Source organism: Microbulbifer salipaludis (genome assembly GCF_017303155.1).
Lineage (GTDB): Bacteria > Pseudomonadota > Gammaproteobacteria > Pseudomonadales > Cellvibrionaceae > Microbulbifer > Microbulbifer salipaludis.
Genome location: NZ_JAEKJR010000003.1, coordinates 312,068 through 327,629, shown reverse-complemented (window position 1 = coordinate 327,629; position 15,562 = coordinate 312,068). Strand labels below are relative to the sequence as shown.

Genomic DNA, 15,562 nt, shown 5'->3' with positions numbered 1-15,562 from the left:
TGACGACAATAGAGTTGTGGAACCACCTGATCCCTTGCCGAACTCAGAAGTGAAACGCAACATCGCCGATGGTAGTGTGGGGCTTCCCCATGTGAGAGTAGGTCATCGTCAGGCTTCTAAATAAAAGAAAGGGCCACCCATTTGGGTGGCCCTTTCTTTATTTGGGATACGGTGAATTACTGCCACTACCTCGCAGCGCAAAGCGCTGCCATGTGACCGGCCATGCTCCGCAGGAGCAAAGCCGGGGGCGCCGAAAGGCGCCGGGATGCCGTACCACGCGCCGCGATGGCGAGCACCGCTCGCCACCCACTGTAGGTCATCGTCCCACTCGTGGGTACTGACTCTCTAACTCCTCCCTTTACCCGAAACCTCAGTCCTTCTTTCTTCACCCCCCCCCCCAACCCACCGTCGTTTTTTTAGACGGTCGCGCAAACCCAGCAACGACGCCACTCTCACCCAATATCCCATACTTACCCACAGGTCTGTCCAAGGTTTCTGTGTGTAACATGCCTGTGGATAACTGGGAAAATATTTTGAAAATCAATTCTTAATCAAAGCGGCTTCCGTTCACCTGGCGGCTCACCTCGGGTGTATTGCAAAGTTACTCACGTAGTTACACATGGACCCTTACTGAAAATTAATCCTCGCACTCGACACTCCGAGCTGGTACATTGCCCACAAATAAATTGTGCACAACTTAAATGGATACTGAGGAGAATCTAATGAGCGACATTTTCACCATCCCTGTGCAGGCCAATGATGGGCAAGAGTCCACACTGGCGCAGTACAAAGGCAAAGTCCTGCTGATCGTCAATACGGCAAGTAAGTGTGGATTTACCCCTCAATACAAAGGCCTGGAAGACCTTTACCAGAAATACAAGGATAAGGGGCTCGTGATTCTCGGTTTTCCCTGCAACCAGTTTGGTAAGCAGGAACCGGGGAGTGATAGCGAGATACAGGAGTTCTGCACGTTGAATTATGGCGTGAGCTTTCCCGTATACGCCAAGCTGGATGTAAATGGCGCTGATGCGCATCCGCTGTTTACCCAGCTCAAGAAGTCCGCGCCGGGCATTCTGGGAACTGAGGGAATCAAGTGGAACTTCACTAAGTTTCTGGTGAACCGTGAGGGCGAGGTGGTGAACCGCTATGCGCCCAAGGACAAACCGGAATCACTGGCAGAAGACATTGAAAAACTGCTTTGACAGGAGGGGGCGCCGTGTCTTCAGACAAGGAGCTAGATTCCCTCAATCTTGACCGGCAATTGTGTTTTGCACTTTATGCGGCGTCGCGGGCGATGACCCGTGCCTATCAGCCAATGCTGCGTGAGCTCGGCATTACCTATCCGCAATACCTGGTGTTGCTGGTGTTGTGGCAGTGGGAAAACGAGGGGCGTGAGCTAGAGGAATGTACGGTGAGCGCACTGGGCGAGCAGTTGATGCTGGATTCCGGCACCCTCACGCCTTTGCTCAAGCGCATGGAGGTGCAAGGTCATGTGACCCGGGCGCGCAGTAAACGGGATGAGCGAGTGACGCTGATTCGTATCACTACTTCTGCCCAGCAACTGCGGCAGGATGCGAAAGTCTGGCGCGATAAGGCGTTGAGCGGGTTGTCGCTACCGCGCGCGCGCATGGCTGCGCTGCACGAAGAGTTATGGGCGTTGCTGGCGGAGCTTCGCGCCGCCACGGTATCTTAGGATGTGTTGTCGCCATGCGACTAAAAAATAATAATATTTTGCGCTGGATGTCTTAATTTGCCGGTTTTTTAGGATGGTTGTTGATGTGGGGGCGTTTCGGGCATATAGTTCGGAGCGACCGGCTGGATCAACCCGGGAGCACATGGGCCGCATCAGATGCGGCCTCCCGGGCCAGCGTAGTAACCACGTACACCAGTGATCCATTGGCACGACAACGAAAACCGCAATCATGAACGCCATAGTTTCCGATGACTCCATTTGGACGGATGCGAGGCCCAAGGGGGTTCGCTTAAATCCCGTTACCGTTTTTTCTTTCCGCCCGGTGCACCCCTGCAGCGCGCCCTGTGACTCCCTCCTGCGACTAGCAAGCCTGCTACGACTGCCGCGCTGCGGCATATAATTTTATCCCCATACCCGTCTACAGAATTCCGTACTTAATTTGAGCGGTGCATAGACAGCGGCGTCACCGCTGTTTAGCCTCGGGCCAGACTAGGAGAAGAGCCCTGATGAACACTAAAAAAGATAAATTAGTCATTTTTGATACTACCCTGCGCGATGGTGAGCAGAGCCCCGGCGCTTCCATGACCAAGGACGAAAAGGTCAGGATCGCCAGTATGCTGGAGCGGATGCGGGTCGATGTGATCGAGGCAGGTTTTGCCATTGCCAGCCAGGGTGATTTTGAAGCCGTGCAGGCAGTGGCGGAGACCGTCAAGGACTCGACCATCTGCAGCCTCGCCAGAGCGGTGGAGCCGGATATTCTGCGTGCCGCGGAATCGCTGAAGAAGGCAAACTCCTCCCGCATTCATACCTTTATTGCCACCTCACCGATCCACATGAAGTACAAGCTGCAGATGGATCCTGAGGATGTGCTGCGGCAAGCGGTTGCCGCCGTCAAGCTTGCGCGTCAGCACACCGATGATGTGGAGTTTTCTCTGGAAGACGGAAGTCGCTCCGAGCCGGAGTTCATGTATCGCATCATCGAGGAGGTGATCAAAGCGGGTGCGGGTACCATCAATATCCCCGATACCGTAGGTTATGGTGAACCCGGCGAGTATGGCGCCATGTTCCGCCGGGTCATCGAAAATGTACCGAACTCTGACAAGGCCATTTTCTCCACCCATTGCCACAATGATCTCGGGCTGGCGGTCGCCAACTCCCTGTCGGCAGTGATGAATGGCGTGCGCCAGGTGGAGTGCACCATTAATGGCCTCGGCGAGCGCGCGGGCAATGCCTCTCTCGAAGAAATTGTGATGGCGGTGCGAACCCGTCAGGATCTCTACCCGGTCGAGACCGGGGTGGATGCTTCGCACATCGTGCCAACCTCCCGCCTGGTATCGTCGATCACTGGCTTCCCGGTACAGCCCAACAAGGCCATCGTCGGGGCCAACGCATTTGCCCATGAATCCGGCATTCACCAGGATGGCGTGCTCAAACATCGCGAAACCTATGAAATCATGCGCGCGGAAGACGTTGGCTGGGGGCAGAATCGATTGGTACTTGGTAAGCATTCGGGGCGCGCTGCGGTAAAGGCGCGCTACGAGGAGCTTGGCGTTACCTTTGCGGATCCCGCAGAGTTCAACGTTCTTTTCCAGCGCTTCAAGGATCTCGCCGACAAGAAGCACGAGATTTTCGATGAAGACCTGCAGTCGCTGATTTCCGGTGCTGCCGATCCGGTAGAGCATTATCAGCTGGCAGACCTGGAAGTGCGCAGCAAGAGTGGCTGCTACCCCCAGGCTCACCTCGAGCTGCTGATCGATGGTGACAAGAAAACCTGCAGTGCCGAGGGTAGCGGCCCCGTGGACGCTACCTTCAAGGCCATTGAGTCTGTGGTCGGGAGTCAGGCCGATCTGAAACTGTATTCCGTGAATGCTGTGACACAGGGAACCGATTCCCAGGGAAGCGTGACCGTGCGCCTGGAGCGGGATGGAAGGCTGGTCAATGGCGTGGGCGCGGATACCGATATTCTCGTGGCGTCCGCCAAAGCGTATCTGGATGCGTTAAACTTGCTGGCCAGCCAAAGCCCCAAGCCACAGGGCGTTTGATCGACCAACACAGCGGAATTTATCGTGAACGAACGACAGCGGACGGAATATCTTTCGGCACTGGGTGTTACCAGCTATATGCCGCGTTTCTGTCTGCCGTTGGCACCGGACCCGGTGCAGGCTCTTCTTCCTCCCCCTGTGGATGCACCTCAGGAGGCCCCGCGTGGGGTCTCCGCGGTGATGGCGGCTGCGGGCGTCGTCACGGAAGCCCCCGTGGTTGCGGATCAGGCGGCGCAAACCGGAATGGATCCATCGCCATCGTACGATCAACAGGTATCGGATGTGGGGCGGGTAATCGGCAGTATCACTGCGGAATCCCGAGTCAGCGCCAGTGCCCCCAAGGCGACTCCGGTCGCGCCGCCGCAACGGCAAGTGGCTCCTTTTGTATTGAGTAGCTGGCGGTTGGGTGATGAGTTGTTGGCGGTGGATAGCCGCGAACCTGGAGTTGCGCTGCCGGTGGAGTCATTGTTCGGCAATATTGCCCGTGCGCTCGACTGGCACGGCCTGGAATCTGAGCGCAATAAACTCCGCTGGCCGCTGGCTGAAAACCCGTTTGCGGCAGCCGCCGGGGCTGAGGATGCAAAAGACACTTGCACAAGCTGGCTGGAGGCCGCCTGCGCCCGCAAGCCGGTCAAATCCATCTGGCTGATGGGCGTGCCTGCACAGGAGTTCTGTGCACCGGTCGCCATGACCGACGCGGTGGGGGACTGGGAGGGTGTGCGCGTGGTATTCATGCCAAGCCTCACGGAGTTACTGGAAGCGCCCGCGCGCAAGCGCGAAGTCTGGAACATGCTGCGCCGCTTGTACCCGGAGCAGACGCGGCGCTGAGCCGCGGTGCCCACAAGTACCCCTTCACATCACACGCTGCTGAACACGGAAGTTGCCTCAGTGAATGCATCCCCCTCAAATCCACTGGCCAGTTTCGGTTGCCGTTATGCCTGAACTCTCCCTGCACCTGCAGCAGGCCGTCGAGTCCGACTGCGACGCCCTGGCAGTACTGGCGCGCAGCGCACACTCACATCCCTGGAGCGCTGCTCAGTATCGTGGCAGCCTGGAGTCCGGCCATGTCTGTTGGATATTGCGTGATGGTGATGATCCGACGATTGCCGCCTGCTGTGTGGTAAGCCGCTTGTTTGATGAAATCGAAATTCTCGATGTAGCAGTTGCGCCGCAGTGGCGACAACAGGGTGTGGCTGCGTACTTGCTGCAGGAAATCTTTTCTCGCCTGCCGGCAGACGTTGCACGGGTTCTATTGGAGGTGCGCGCCTCCAACCGCCCGGCGCGCGCGCTGTACCGCAAACTCGGGTTTTCCGAAGACGGCCGCCGCAAAAACTACTATCCGAAGCCGGATGGGAGCCGGGAAGACGCGCTGCTGATGAGTCTGGTATTGTAGGCCCCGCCATCAGGGGCGAGCTTGAACCGTCCTGCCTGCGCTCTCAGTATTAAACCCGCGCCAATTTTCGGAACCCGCATGCCAGCCAATCGCACCCATCCGTCCCTGCTCGAAGGCCCGGTCGCGGCCCATCTGCGTCGTCTGGCATTGCCCATGGTGTGGGGGATTCTCGCCACCATGTCGTTTAACGTGGTCGACACCTACTTTGTTGCGCAGTTGGGTGACGCACCGCTGGCGGCCATGAGTTTTACCTTTCCTGTGGTGATGGTCATCAACGCACTGGCAATTGGGCTGGGTGCAGGCACCTCCTCTGCGGTCGCGCGCGCGTACGGCGCTGGCGATATGGCGCGGGTTCGCCAATTGGTGAGTGATGCGACCCTCCTGGCTTTGCTGGTTGCGCTCGTTGTCAGTGCTGTGGGCTTGCTGACCGTTGACCCCCTGTTCCGCTTGCTGGGCGCTGAACCCGACCTGCTGCCGCTCATCGCAGAATACATGGTGCCCTGGTATCTGGGTGCGGTGTTCGCCGTGGTACCCATGGTTTCCCTGTCCGCGCTGCGGGCCATCGGTAACAGCGCGATCACCGGCAGAATCCTGATGGCGGTGGCGCTGTTCAACCTGATTCTCGATCCTTTACTGATATTCGGTTTGTTCGGGTTTCCGCGCCTGGAGCTGCAGGGCGCTGCGCTGGCTACGGTCATTGCACGGGGCTTAAGTTTTGTGATTGCTGCGTATGTACTGGTGCGGCGAGAGCAGATTCTCGTTTGGCCCAGCTGGCAGTGGCCAGCACTGCGGGATTCCTGGCGCACAATGCTGGCGGTCGGGCTGCCGGCTATCGCCACCAACGTGATTATTCCCATGTCGGGTGGTGTGGTGGTGGCGCTTGTCGCTGCCCACGGTATCGACGCGGTTGCGGGACTGGGGGTTGCCCTGCGCATCGAGCCCGTAGCCCTGATTGTGTTCTATGCACTGTCGTCGGTCGTGGGGCCGTTTATGGGACAAAATGCCGGCGCCGGGAAATACGATCGCCTGTTGCAAACCGTGGCCGTGCTGGCAAGGTTCTGTATTATTTTCGGGCTGGTGTTGGCCGTGGTGCTCTGGCTCGTTGCCGGCCCGATGGTCTCCCTGTTTAGTGACTCGCCCCAGGTGATGGCGGTGGCCGTGGCGTACCTGTGCCTGGTCCCTTTCAGTTATGCGGGCTACGGGTTTGTGATGTCGGCCAATGCGGCCTTCAATGGCCTGGGGCATCCGTTGCCGGCCACCTTTATTTCGTTTCTTCGGGTACTGGGCGTTTACTTGCCGCTGGCCTGGTTGGGCAATCATTTTTGGGGTATTCAGGGGTTGTTTGTCGCCACCCTGGTTTCCAACCTGGTCCTCGGGGCTTTGGCCTGGTGGTGGTTGCGAGGGTATCTTCAGGGCCACCATGCCGAGTTGAGTCGCGCTGCGGCGGGCAGTGGCGCAGAACTAAAGTAAGTCATGCCTTGCCGGGAGCATGTGTGGGTGGGTATCTATCCCAGTTTATGCGCAATGGACTCTGGCCAACAGCAACACCGTAGTGGCAATGCCTGTTAGCCAGCGCCGCGACTCGAACTGTGAGTCCCGGCTGTGCCCTTAGATGGCTTGCGTGGCCTGCTCGAGCCAGGCTTTCGTTTTGTCACTGACCAGTGGCAGCAGGGTATCATTTACCTTTTGATGGTAGTTGTTGAGCCACTTGCGTTCGCCGTCCGTCAGTAATTCCGCCTCGATCAGGCGGTGTTCGATCGGCGCCAACGTCAGCTCTTCGAATTCCAGGAAACCTGGATACTCTGCGCATTCTTTCACGAAGATCAGATTCTCGATGCGGATACCGTATTCACCGGCGAGGTAAAAACCCGGCTCGTTGGAAACGATCATGCCGGCTTCCAGGGGCACACTGGTGTGGGCCTTGCCGATGCGCTGCGGTCCTTCGTGCACGCTGAGGAAGCTGCCTACACCGTGACCAGTACCGTGGGCGTAGTCGAGCCCGGCATCCCACAGGGATTTGCGGGCAAAGGCGTCGATCTGCTCGCCGCAGGTGCCTTTGGGGAACCGCAGGGTGGCGATGGCGATATGCCCTTTGAGTACCCGGGTGAAATGCTCCTTGGCCTGTGTGGGGAACTCTCCCAGCGCCACCGTGCGGGTGACATCGGTGGTGCCATCCGGATACTGGCCGCCGGAGTCGATCAGATAAAGACCCTCTGCCTTCATTGGCAGGCTGGATTGCGGGGTCACCCGGTAGTGCACAATAGCCCCGTTCCCCTGATAGCCGGAGATGGAATCAAAGCTGTCGTCGGTAAACCCTTCTCGTTGTTCCCGTTTCTCACGCATTAGCTGTACCGCCTCCAACTCGCCAAAGCCTTCTCTCTTTACGGCATCAGGCAGCTCGGCGAGGAATTCGCACAGGGCGGCGCCGTCACGGATGTGGGCGGCGCGGCTGCCTTCCAGTTCAACCGAGTTTTTTTGCGCTTTGGCGCCGGTAATCGGATCGCGCTCCAGAAGTACCTGGATTTCGCGGCTTCTGAGTTGCTGCAGGGTCCAGCAGTTGGTGAGCTGTGGATCTGCCCATACCCGCTGTACATGCTGGCGCTCGGCGGCGCTGAACAGTGCGGCTTTGTCGTTGACCAGTTCGACCTGAGTGCCCAGGTGTTGGCGTAGGGCGTCACCGCTGGCGCTTTCTGCCAGATAGAGGGTGGCGCTGCCGTCGGTGTAGAGAAAGCCCATGCAGAGGGCCACCGGGAGGTGCGGGATATCACTGCCGCGGATGTTGAACAGCCAGGCGCAGACTTCGGGGTTGGCGAGCCACAGGGCATCCTGCTTTTTGTCGGCGAGCAGGTGGGCGATACGCTGCCGCTTGCTGTCGGAGCCCTCGCCGGTAAAGGTTTGTGGGTGCGGGCGCGCGGGGCCGCATGGTGTGGCGGGGCGGTCCTGCCAGATGTGGTCGATGGGGTTGGTGTCGAGGGCGCGCAGCTCGATGCCGCGTTCGCCGAGACGTTGTTTCAGCGGCGCGAGGCCCGGTTCGGTGTGCAGCCGCGGGTCGTAGCCGAGGACGTCGCCTTCACCGAGGGCGTCGCAGAGCCAGTCGGCGATGGCGCTGGGTGCCAGTTCGCCTTGCTCGATGGTCTGGTCGCCAATCTGTTGCTTGGCCTGGATGGTGTAGCGGCCATCGACAAACAGGGCGGCGCGATTGGTAGTGACGGCGGCGAGACCGGCGGACCCATCGAAGCGGGTGAGCCAAGCGAGGCGTTCATCGGCGGCGGGCACGTACTCGTTCTGGTACTCGTCGCACCGAGGGACCAGGAAGCCCTGTACCTGTTGTGTGAATAGCGCCTGTTGCAGTGCTTCCAATCGTTCCTGACTCATTATTCACCTCGTTCTTTGGGATGTCGTAGCGGATGCAATGACCGGGGACAACTTGCGAGACACGAGCTAGGCGCTCCCCCGGTGACCTATCCCTGGGGGGCCGGCTGCGGCCATCCAAGCCGCAGACAGTCCCGCTAGTTGTGCCCGGTCATTACACCCTTTACATCGTATCTTGCTGCCACTCGAAACCGAGCCAGCCAGTTTTAGCCGCAGTCTAGGCCCCCCGAATCGCCATTTCCAGCGCTACCGGCGCGCCAGACGTGTATAATGCGCGCCTGTTTTTTATCCAGTTTCAAGTTGCATTATGGGTCAGTCTTCAAGCCTGGCGGGCATCAATGGCCGCCGCACCTTTGCCATCATCTCCCACCCGGACGCCGGTAAAACCACGGTGACCGAAAAGCTGCTGCTGTTCGGGAATGCCATCCAGCTGGCGGGCTCGGTCAAGGGCAAGAAGGGGCCGCACGCGCGCTCCGACTGGATGACCATGGAGCAGGAGCGGGGCATCTCCGTGACATCTTCCGTGATGCAGTTTCCTTATAAACAGCGCGTGGTAAACCTGCTGGACACCCCGGGGCACGAGGACTTCTCGGAGGACACCTACCGGGTTCTGACGGCGGTGGACTCTGCGCTGATGGTCATCGACGGGGCCAAGGGTGTTGAGGATCGCACCATCAAGCTGATGAACGTGTGTCGCCTGCGCACCACGCCGATCCTGTCGTTTATCAACAAGCTGGACCGGGATATCCGCGATCCCATCGAAGTAATGGATGAGATCGAGGAGGTGCTGAACATTCAGGCGGCGCCGATCAACTGGCCGCTGGGTTCCGGCAAGTTGTTCAAGGGGGTGTACAACCTCTACACCGACACTATTCATGTGTTCAAGCAGGGGCAGGGCCACACGATTCCCGAAGACATCCAGATCCAGGGGTTGGACTCCGATGAGGCGACCGCGCTGCTGGGTGAGGACGCGGAGGAGATTCGCGAGGAAATCGACCTGGTGCGCGGCGCGACCCACGAGTTTGATCTGGAAGCCTATCGAGCGGGCAAATTGACGCCGGTGTTTTTCGGTACCGCGCTGGGTAATTTCGGTGTGCGCGAGATGCTGGATGGGTTTGTAGAGTGGGCGCCGGGCCCGCAGTCCCGCGCCACCAACGAGCGCGAAGTGCAGCCTGATGAGGACAAATTTTCCGGTTTCGTTTTCAAGATTCAGGCAAACATGGATCCCAAGCACCGCGATCGCATTGCCTTTATGCGCGTGTGCTCCGGCACCTATAACCGCGGCATGAAAATGAAGCATGTGCGTATTGGCAAGGACGTAAAAATTGCCGATGCGGTGACCTTTATGGCCGGCGACCGCACCCATGTGGAAGAGGCAATCGCAGGGGATATTATCGGCCTGCACAACCATGGCACTATCCAGATTGGCGATACCTTTACCGAGGGTGAGAGCCTGAAGTTTACCGGTATCCCCAATTTTGCCCCGGAGCTGTTTCGTCGTATTCGCCTGAAAGACCCGCTGAAACTCAAGCAGCTGCAGAAAGGGCTGCAGCAGCTGTCCGAAGAGGGCTCGACACAGGTGTTCTTCCCGCTGGACAACAATGACATCATTGTTGGCGCGGTGGGGGTGCTGCAGTTTGAAGTGGTCGCGTATCGTCTCAAGGACGAGTACAAGGTGGAAGCCATTTACGAAAACGTCAATGTAAACACCGCGCGCTGGGTCGACAGTGAAAGTGCCAAGGAGCTGGAAAACTTCAAGCGCAAGGCGAGTATTAACCTGGCCCTGGACGGCTCCGGACACCTGACGTATCTGGCCCCCACGCGGGTGAACCTGCAGTTGGCGCAAGAGCGTTATCCGGATGTGCGCTTTTATGCGACCCGGGAACACTGACGTCCGCAATCAAATAGCAGTACTTACGCAGTAACCTTTGAGAAGAGATGATGACCGTGACTGTTGCCAAGAAAACCACGATTCCCACGCAATTGCCGGACGAAATGCCGCGCAGCGGCAACTGGTTTACCCGCGGCGTTGGCCTGTTGATGGTGAAAGCGCTGGGCTGGCGTATCCACGGGGAATTCCCGCAAGAAAAAAAGGTGATGGTGGCATTGGCCCCGCACACTTCCAATTGGGACTTTGTGGTCGCAATGCCGTTTATCCTGGCCCTTGGCCTGAAGGCATCCTGGCTGATGAAGAAGGAAGCCTTTTTCTTCCCGTTTAAAGGCCTGTTTAAATGGCTTGGCGGTATTCCTACGGATCGCTCTGCGGCCGGCGGCATGGCCAAGCAGGTGGCGAGTCAATTCCGTCAAAATGAAAAAATGTGGGTTGCCATCACCCCGGAAGGGACCCGCAAGAAGACGGCAAAGTGGAAGAACGGTTTCCTGCGTATCGCCTATGCGGCGAATGTACCGGTGGTGCTGATTGCCTGGGATTTTCCCAGCAAGCAGATTTGCGTGGACTCCGTTTATCGCCCCACCGGTAATCTGGAAACCGATATGCGGGAAATTCAGCGACGTTTCCATAAATACCAGGGCCGGAATCCGCAACACCAGACGGATCTTGACGAGGCGGCCTGACGTTTACTGGAGGCATAAGCCATGACAATCGTCATAACACTGTGTGTCTCCTTTGCGATATTTTCCCTAGTGATCTGGGGCCTGATGCAAATGCGGACGCCGCGCTTCCGGATGGAGAGAGCGGACTTCCTGCGTGGTCTGGAAACCGTGATTGTCGGGCAAGCGGACGAAAATGCATGGCGAATGCTGATCAGCTACCCCATGCGCCATGACCCTGCTCTGGAAGCCCTGCGGCTGGAATGCCTGCAAATCGAAGATGATGAATACACTGGTAAGCTCCCGTATCTGTTTACCGACACTGGCCTGGAAAGGCTGCGTGACCTGCGCGAGCGTTTGCTGGCACTGCCGTCGCACGATGAACCCGAATAAATTCTGATAACAATCTCAATGCTGTAACTGGAGAAATCATGTTCAAACCCCTGAAGAGTGTTGCCGGCGGGCTGGCCGCCGCACTGGTGGCGATCAGTGCCCAGGCTATTCCCCTGAAACAGGAAGATATGTCGGTGGCGGAGGTGCTGCGAGACCGCGCACTGGAGTCCTCGGATGCCTACAGCATTGTCGAGTCCCTGACCGTGGAAGTGGGCCCCCGTCGTGCGGGTACCGAGGGGGACGAGCGTGCAGTGGCCTGGGCGCAGGAGAAGATGAAGGCTTTGGGGTTTGATCGGGTCTACACCGAGCAAATTGATGTGAAGCGCTGGGCCCGCGGCCATGCCCATGCGGAAGTGACCGCGCCTTACCCCCAGCCGTTGGTAGTGTCATCCCTGGGCTATGGAGCCTCTACGCCAGAGGGGGGGCTCACCGCTGAAATCGTTGAGTTCGCCGATGTTGAAGCGCTGATGAAGGCGCCGGCGCGCAAGGTGAAGGGAAAAATCGCGTTTATCAACAAGCGTATGGGCCGTGCGCGTACCGGTGAGGGCTATGGTCCCGCGGTACAAGGGCGTAGCAAGGGCATGCGCGCTGCCGCCGAGAAGGGCGCCGCGGCCATGCTGTTGCGCTCCGTGGGCACCGATTCTGACCGCTTCGCACACACGGGCATGATGTCGATCGACGGTGTTGCGAACCCGGTACCGGCGCTGGCACTGTCCGCGCCTGACGCCAACCTGCTGGAGGCCATGCTCAAGCGTGGCAAGCCGGTGGAAGTGAAGCTGAATGTGCACAACGAAGCACTGGCAGATGGCCCCTCGTTCAATGTGATCGGTGAAGTTGTAGGCCGCGAGAAGCCGGAAGAAGTGGTTCTGATTGGCGCACACCTGGATAGCTGGGATGAGGGCACAGGAGCGCTGGACGACGGTGCCGGTGTGGCGATCGTGATGGAAACCGCGCGTCTTATTTCCGAACTGCCTCAGCGTCCGCGCCGTACCCTGCGGGTTGTGCTGTTCGGTGCTGAGGAGATCGGCCTGGTAGGTGCGAAGCAGTATGTGGATGCGCACCAGAACGAGCTGGACAACATCATCATGGTGTCCGAATCGGACTTTGGTGCTGGCAAGATCTGGCGCTTTGACACTCGCATTCCAGAGAGCAAATTTGTGATCGCCGACCAGATGATGCAGCTGTTGGCACCTCTGGGCATCGAGCGCGGTAACAACAAGACTTATGGTGGCCCCGACAGCAGTGTGTTCGTGGCGCAGGGCGTACCGGCCATGGGGCTGTTCCAGGATGGTACCGACTATTTCGATTACCACCATACCCCCAACGATACCTTGGACAAGGTAGACCCCGAAAACCTCAAGCAGAATGTGGCGGCCTGGGTCGTGATGTCGTTCCTCGCTGCAGAAATGGAAGGGGATTTTGGCCGGGTGCCCACCGAGCACTAAGCCTGTTACCTGGTTCCCTTCTCAAAGCCCCGCAATCTGTGGGGCTTTTTTTTGCCCCAGATATTGCGAGTGTCTTACCTGCCGCTCAATTGACAAGGCCATGCCTGCTCGTCATGCTGGCGGCACCTCAATCAGGCAAGTCAAGGAATACGTTATGGCCAATATCACCCTGAAAGGAAACCCCGTCACAACCGTTGGTGAACTGCCGGCGGTCGGTAGCGATGCACCGGCATTTACCCTGGTGCAGGGAGATCTGTCTGAGCTCACTCTGGATGATCTTGCGGGCAAGCGTGTGGTGCTGAATATTTTTCCGTCTGTAGACACGCCAACCTGCGCGACCTCGGTACGCACGTTCAATGAAAAGGTCGCATCTCTGGATAATACCGTGGTGGTGTGTGTGTCTGCGGATCTACCGTTTGCCATGGCGCGCTTCTGCGGTGCCGAGGGCATCGAAAATGTAAAACTGGGATCGGCGTTCCGCGCAAGCTTCGGTAAGGATTACGGCGTAGACTTTGAGACTGGCCCATTAAAAGGTCTACTCTCCCGTGCGGTGGTTGTGATCGACGAAAACGGCAAGGTTGCCTACACCGAACAGGTGGCTGAAACGGCCGATGAACCGAGCTACGAGGGCGCCATCAGCGCGCTCTGACAACCATTCGGTTTTTACTTTTAAAAGAACGCCGCGACAACTGTCGCGGCGTTTTTGTTTAGGCGATTGATGGGCTGCCTGTATCGTCAGCGATGCTGCCCGCGCAAATCCAGCACGGTTTCCTGCAGCGCTTCGGCTTTCACTTCTGCGGCGGTCAGGGGATCGCCTGCCACCACACACACGCGCGACCAGAAACGCCGGGGCAGGGTGCTGAATGCGTTGCCGTCCTTGTGGCTGAAGAAACTGCCCCATAAACCGCGCAGGGCCATGGGAATCACCGGCACCGGGGTGCGCTGCAGAATTTTTTCGATCCCGGCCTTGAAAGGCTGCAGTTCGCCATCTTTGGTTAGCTGGCCTTCCGGGAAAATACACAGCAGGTCACCATCCTTCAGTCCCTGTTCGATCTCCGCAAACGCCTGTGCATAGCCGTCCGGGTCCTGCTGTTTGGAGCAGATCGGGATGGCGCGGCTTGTCTTGAAAATAAAGTGCAGCACCGGGATTTCATAGATCGGTTTGTACATGATAAAGCGGATAGGTCGGCGCACGGCACCGGCCAGCAACAGCGCATCCACATAGCTCACATGGTTACAGGCAATAATCGCTGGCCCCTCGGCGGGGATGCGTTCGAGCCCCTTGTGTTTTACCCGGTACATGGTGTGGGAGAGCAGCCATATCAGCAGGCGCATCGCAAACTCCGGGACCTTGGCAAAAACGAATACGGCGACTGCCGCGTTCATCAGCGCCATGATCAGGAAAAATTGCGGGATGGTCGCCCCGAGCAGGTTCAGAAACACAATGCCCAGCACTGCCGCTACCACCATGAACAAGGCATTGAGCACATTGTTTACCGCGATAATCCGCGCGCGAATATTCGGGTCCGAGCGCTCCTGCATCATGGCGTAGAGAGGCACAATAAAGAAACCACCGAATATGCCGATCAATGTCAGGTTGATCAGAATACTCAGAGAGCCCTCCGCCGCCCAAAATGCGGCCACGGTTGTTTCGGCCGGTGGCTGGTAGCCTCCGGTTGTGAACGCCAGTAAAACCCCGGCAATCGTCAAGCCGGCCGCACCGATAGGTACCAGCCCCAGCTCCACGCGCCCACCAGACAGTCGCCCGCACAACAGCGACCCGACGGCGACGCCAATGGTGAAGCAACACAGCAGCAGAGTCACCAGCGATTCGCTGCCCCCAAGTACATTGCGGGTGAGACTGGGAATCTGGGTGAGGTATGCGGCGCCGAGCAACCAGAACCAGGAGATGCCGATAATGGCGTAAAACACGGCTGGTTTTTTCAGTGCTTCCCGCAACATCCTGCGGGTTTGGCTAACCGGGTTGTAGTTGATCTTCAGCTCTGGCACTGGTGCCTCGGCGGAGGGAATGGCTCTGGAAATCGAATAGCCCAGGCCGGCGGTGGTCAGGATGATGATGGAAATCCACAGCAGGCCATGCTGCCCACTGCCGGTCTGTCCGGCCAGCAGGCCGCCCACGATGGTGCCGAGCAATATCGATACAAAGGTGCCCATTTCCACCAGCGCGTTGCCGCTGACCAGTTCCGGCTTTTTCAGGTGCTGCGGAAGAATGGCGTATTTTACCGGGCCGAAGAATGCGGATTGCACGCCGAGGGCAAACAGCACCATCAGGCAGAAGGTGTTATTGCCGCTGTACAGCGCCCCGATACCGAATACCGCGATGGCAATTTCGGCCAGCTTGATGCGCCGGATCAATATGCTTTTGTCGGTCTTGTCCGCCACCTGGCCGGCGGTGGCGGAAAAGAGGAAGAAGGGCAGAATGAAAAGGCCGGCTGCCAGGTTAATCAGGAAGTTTGCCTCGGAGGCGACCAGGCGGAAGGCAATCATCACAATTAACGCATTCTTGAACACGTTGTCGTTGAATGCCCCCAGAAACTGGGTACAGAAAAAGGGTAGGAAACGGCGACTGCGCAACAGTTGCGACTGGCTGAGGTGGGCCATGTGGGGCTCCCGATTACTGGTACCGCCCAATGTTAAACCATCTCAAGCCTGC

13 protein-coding genes and 1 rRNA gene are annotated in these 15,562 nt (G+C 58.3%); 12 read left to right on the top strand and 2 right to left on the bottom strand.

The features are described 5' to 3' along the window. From rrf to JF535_RS16610, 7 genes are all read left to right on the top strand, one after another. A 5S ribosomal RNA gene (gene rrf, locus JF535_RS16640) occupies positions 1–114 on the top strand; the annotation flags it as partial. 608 nt (positions 115–722) lie between these two features. Further along, the gene (locus JF535_RS16635) at positions 723–1,202 is read left to right on the top strand and encodes a glutathione peroxidase (RefSeq protein ID WP_207004269.1); all 480 of its coding nucleotides are present in this window, start codon (positions 723–725) and stop codon (positions 1,200–1,202) included. Between the two features lie 14 nt (positions 1,203–1,216). Beyond that, a complete protein-coding gene (locus JF535_RS16910) occupies positions 1,217–1,693 on the top strand; it encodes a MarR family winged helix-turn-helix transcriptional regulator (protein ID WP_340674211.1) in 477 nt (158 codons plus the stop codon). Between the two features lie 506 nt (positions 1,694–2,199). Continuing rightward, positions 2,200–3,735, top strand: a complete 1,536-nt coding sequence (locus tag JF535_RS16625) for a 2-isopropylmalate synthase (RefSeq protein ID WP_207004266.1) — start codon at positions 2,200–2,202, stop codon at positions 3,733–3,735. Between the two features lie 24 nt (positions 3,736–3,759). Continuing rightward, on the top strand, positions 3,760–4,563 hold the full coding sequence (locus JF535_RS16620; RefSeq protein WP_207004264.1) for a hypothetical protein: 804 nt from the start codon (positions 3,760–3,762) through the stop codon (positions 4,561–4,563). A 106-nt stretch (positions 4,564–4,669) separates the two neighbouring features. Beyond that, positions 4,670–5,128 carry a ribosomal protein S18-alanine N-acetyltransferase gene (gene rimI / locus JF535_RS16615; RefSeq protein ID WP_207004262.1) on the top strand — a complete coding sequence of 153 codons (459 nt, stop codon included), beginning with the start codon at positions 4,670–4,672 and terminating at the stop codon, positions 5,126–5,128. Between the two features lie 78 nt (positions 5,129–5,206). Next, positions 5,207–6,598 carry an MATE family efflux transporter gene (locus JF535_RS16610; protein WP_207004260.1) on the top strand — a complete coding sequence of 464 codons (1,392 nt, stop codon included), beginning with the start codon at positions 5,207–5,209 and terminating at the stop codon, positions 6,596–6,598. A 138-nt stretch (positions 6,599–6,736) separates the two neighbouring features. On the opposite strand, the gene JF535_RS16605 is transcribed toward JF535_RS16610, so the two are convergent. Then, positions 6,737–8,503 carry an aminopeptidase P family protein gene (locus tag JF535_RS16605; RefSeq protein ID WP_207004258.1) on the bottom strand — a complete coding sequence of 589 codons (1,767 nt, stop codon included), beginning with the start codon at positions 8,501–8,503 and terminating at the stop codon, positions 6,737–6,739. Between the two features lie 304 nt (positions 8,504–8,807). Here JF535_RS16605 and prfC point away from each other — a divergent pair, with 304 nt between their 5' ends. The 5 genes from prfC to tpx all read left to right on the top strand — a co-directional run bounded on the left by prfC (position 8,808) and on the right by tpx (position 13,537). After that, positions 8,808–10,391 carry a peptide chain release factor 3 gene (gene prfC / locus JF535_RS16600; RefSeq protein ID WP_207004256.1) on the top strand — a complete coding sequence of 528 codons (1,584 nt, stop codon included), beginning with the start codon at positions 8,808–8,810 and terminating at the stop codon, positions 10,389–10,391. Positions 10,392–10,438: 47 nt separating this feature from the next. Beyond that, positions 10,439–11,074: a 1-acyl-sn-glycerol-3-phosphate acyltransferase gene (locus tag JF535_RS16595; protein WP_242524066.1), complete on the top strand. Its 636-nt coding sequence runs from the start codon at positions 10,439–10,441 to the stop codon at positions 11,072–11,074. 21 nt (positions 11,075–11,095) lie between these two features. Beyond that, a complete protein-coding gene (locus JF535_RS16590; protein ID WP_207004254.1) occupies positions 11,096–11,443 on the top strand; it encodes a hypothetical protein in 348 nt (115 codons plus the stop codon). 38 nt (positions 11,444–11,481) lie between these two features. Beyond that, on the top strand, positions 11,482–12,888 hold the full coding sequence (locus JF535_RS16585) for a M20/M25/M40 family metallo-hydrolase (protein WP_207004252.1): 1,407 nt from the start codon (positions 11,482–11,484) through the stop codon (positions 12,886–12,888). A 154-nt stretch (positions 12,889–13,042) separates the two neighbouring features. Further along, the gene (tpx, locus tag JF535_RS16580; RefSeq protein WP_207004250.1) at positions 13,043–13,537 is read left to right on the top strand and encodes a thiol peroxidase; all 495 of its coding nucleotides are present in this window, start codon (positions 13,043–13,045) and stop codon (positions 13,535–13,537) included. 86 nt (positions 13,538–13,623) lie between these two features. Here the strand turns inward: tpx and JF535_RS16575 are convergent, their stop codons facing one another. Beyond that, positions 13,624–15,510, bottom strand: coding sequence for an MFS transporter (locus JF535_RS16575; protein WP_207004249.1), 1,887 nt, complete (start codon positions 15,508–15,510; stop codon positions 13,624–13,626). Positions 15,511–15,562: the final 52 nt, after the last annotated feature.

What these genes read in the sequence shown, in the direction of transcription:
- JF535_RS16610 (WP_207004260.1), top strand. Translation starts at nt 5,207, where the DNA reads ATGCCAGCCAATCGCACCCATCCGTCCCTGCTCGAAGGCCCGGTCGCG.
- tpx (WP_207004250.1), top strand. Translation starts at nt 13,043, where the DNA reads ATGGCCAATATCACCCTGAAAGGAAACCCCGTCACAACCGTTGGTGAA.
- rimI (WP_207004262.1), top strand. Translation starts at nt 4,670, where the DNA reads ATGCCTGAACTCTCCCTGCACCTGCAGCAGGCCGTCGAGTCCGACTGC.
- JF535_RS16625 (WP_207004266.1), top strand. Translation starts at nt 2,200, where the DNA reads ATGAACACTAAAAAAGATAAATTAGTCATTTTTGATACTACCCTGCGC.
- JF535_RS16595 (WP_242524066.1), top strand. Translation starts at nt 10,439, where the DNA reads ATGATGACCGTGACTGTTGCCAAGAAAACCACGATTCCCACGCAATTG.
- JF535_RS16575 (WP_207004249.1), bottom strand. Translation starts at nt 15,510, where the DNA reads ATGGCCCACCTCAGCCAGTCGCAACTGTTGCGCAGTCGCCGTTTCCTA.
- prfC (WP_207004256.1), top strand. Translation starts at nt 8,808, where the DNA reads ATGGGTCAGTCTTCAAGCCTGGCGGGCATCAATGGCCGCCGCACCTTT.
- JF535_RS16585 (WP_207004252.1), top strand. Translation starts at nt 11,482, where the DNA reads ATGTTCAAACCCCTGAAGAGTGTTGCCGGCGGGCTGGCCGCCGCACTG.
- JF535_RS16605 (WP_207004258.1), bottom strand. Translation starts at nt 8,503, where the DNA reads ATGAGTCAGGAACGATTGGAAGCACTGCAACAGGCGCTATTCACACAA.
- JF535_RS16590 (WP_207004254.1), top strand. Translation starts at nt 11,096, where the DNA reads ATGACAATCGTCATAACACTGTGTGTCTCCTTTGCGATATTTTCCCTA.
- JF535_RS16635 (WP_207004269.1), top strand. Translation starts at nt 723, where the DNA reads ATGAGCGACATTTTCACCATCCCTGTGCAGGCCAATGATGGGCAAGAG.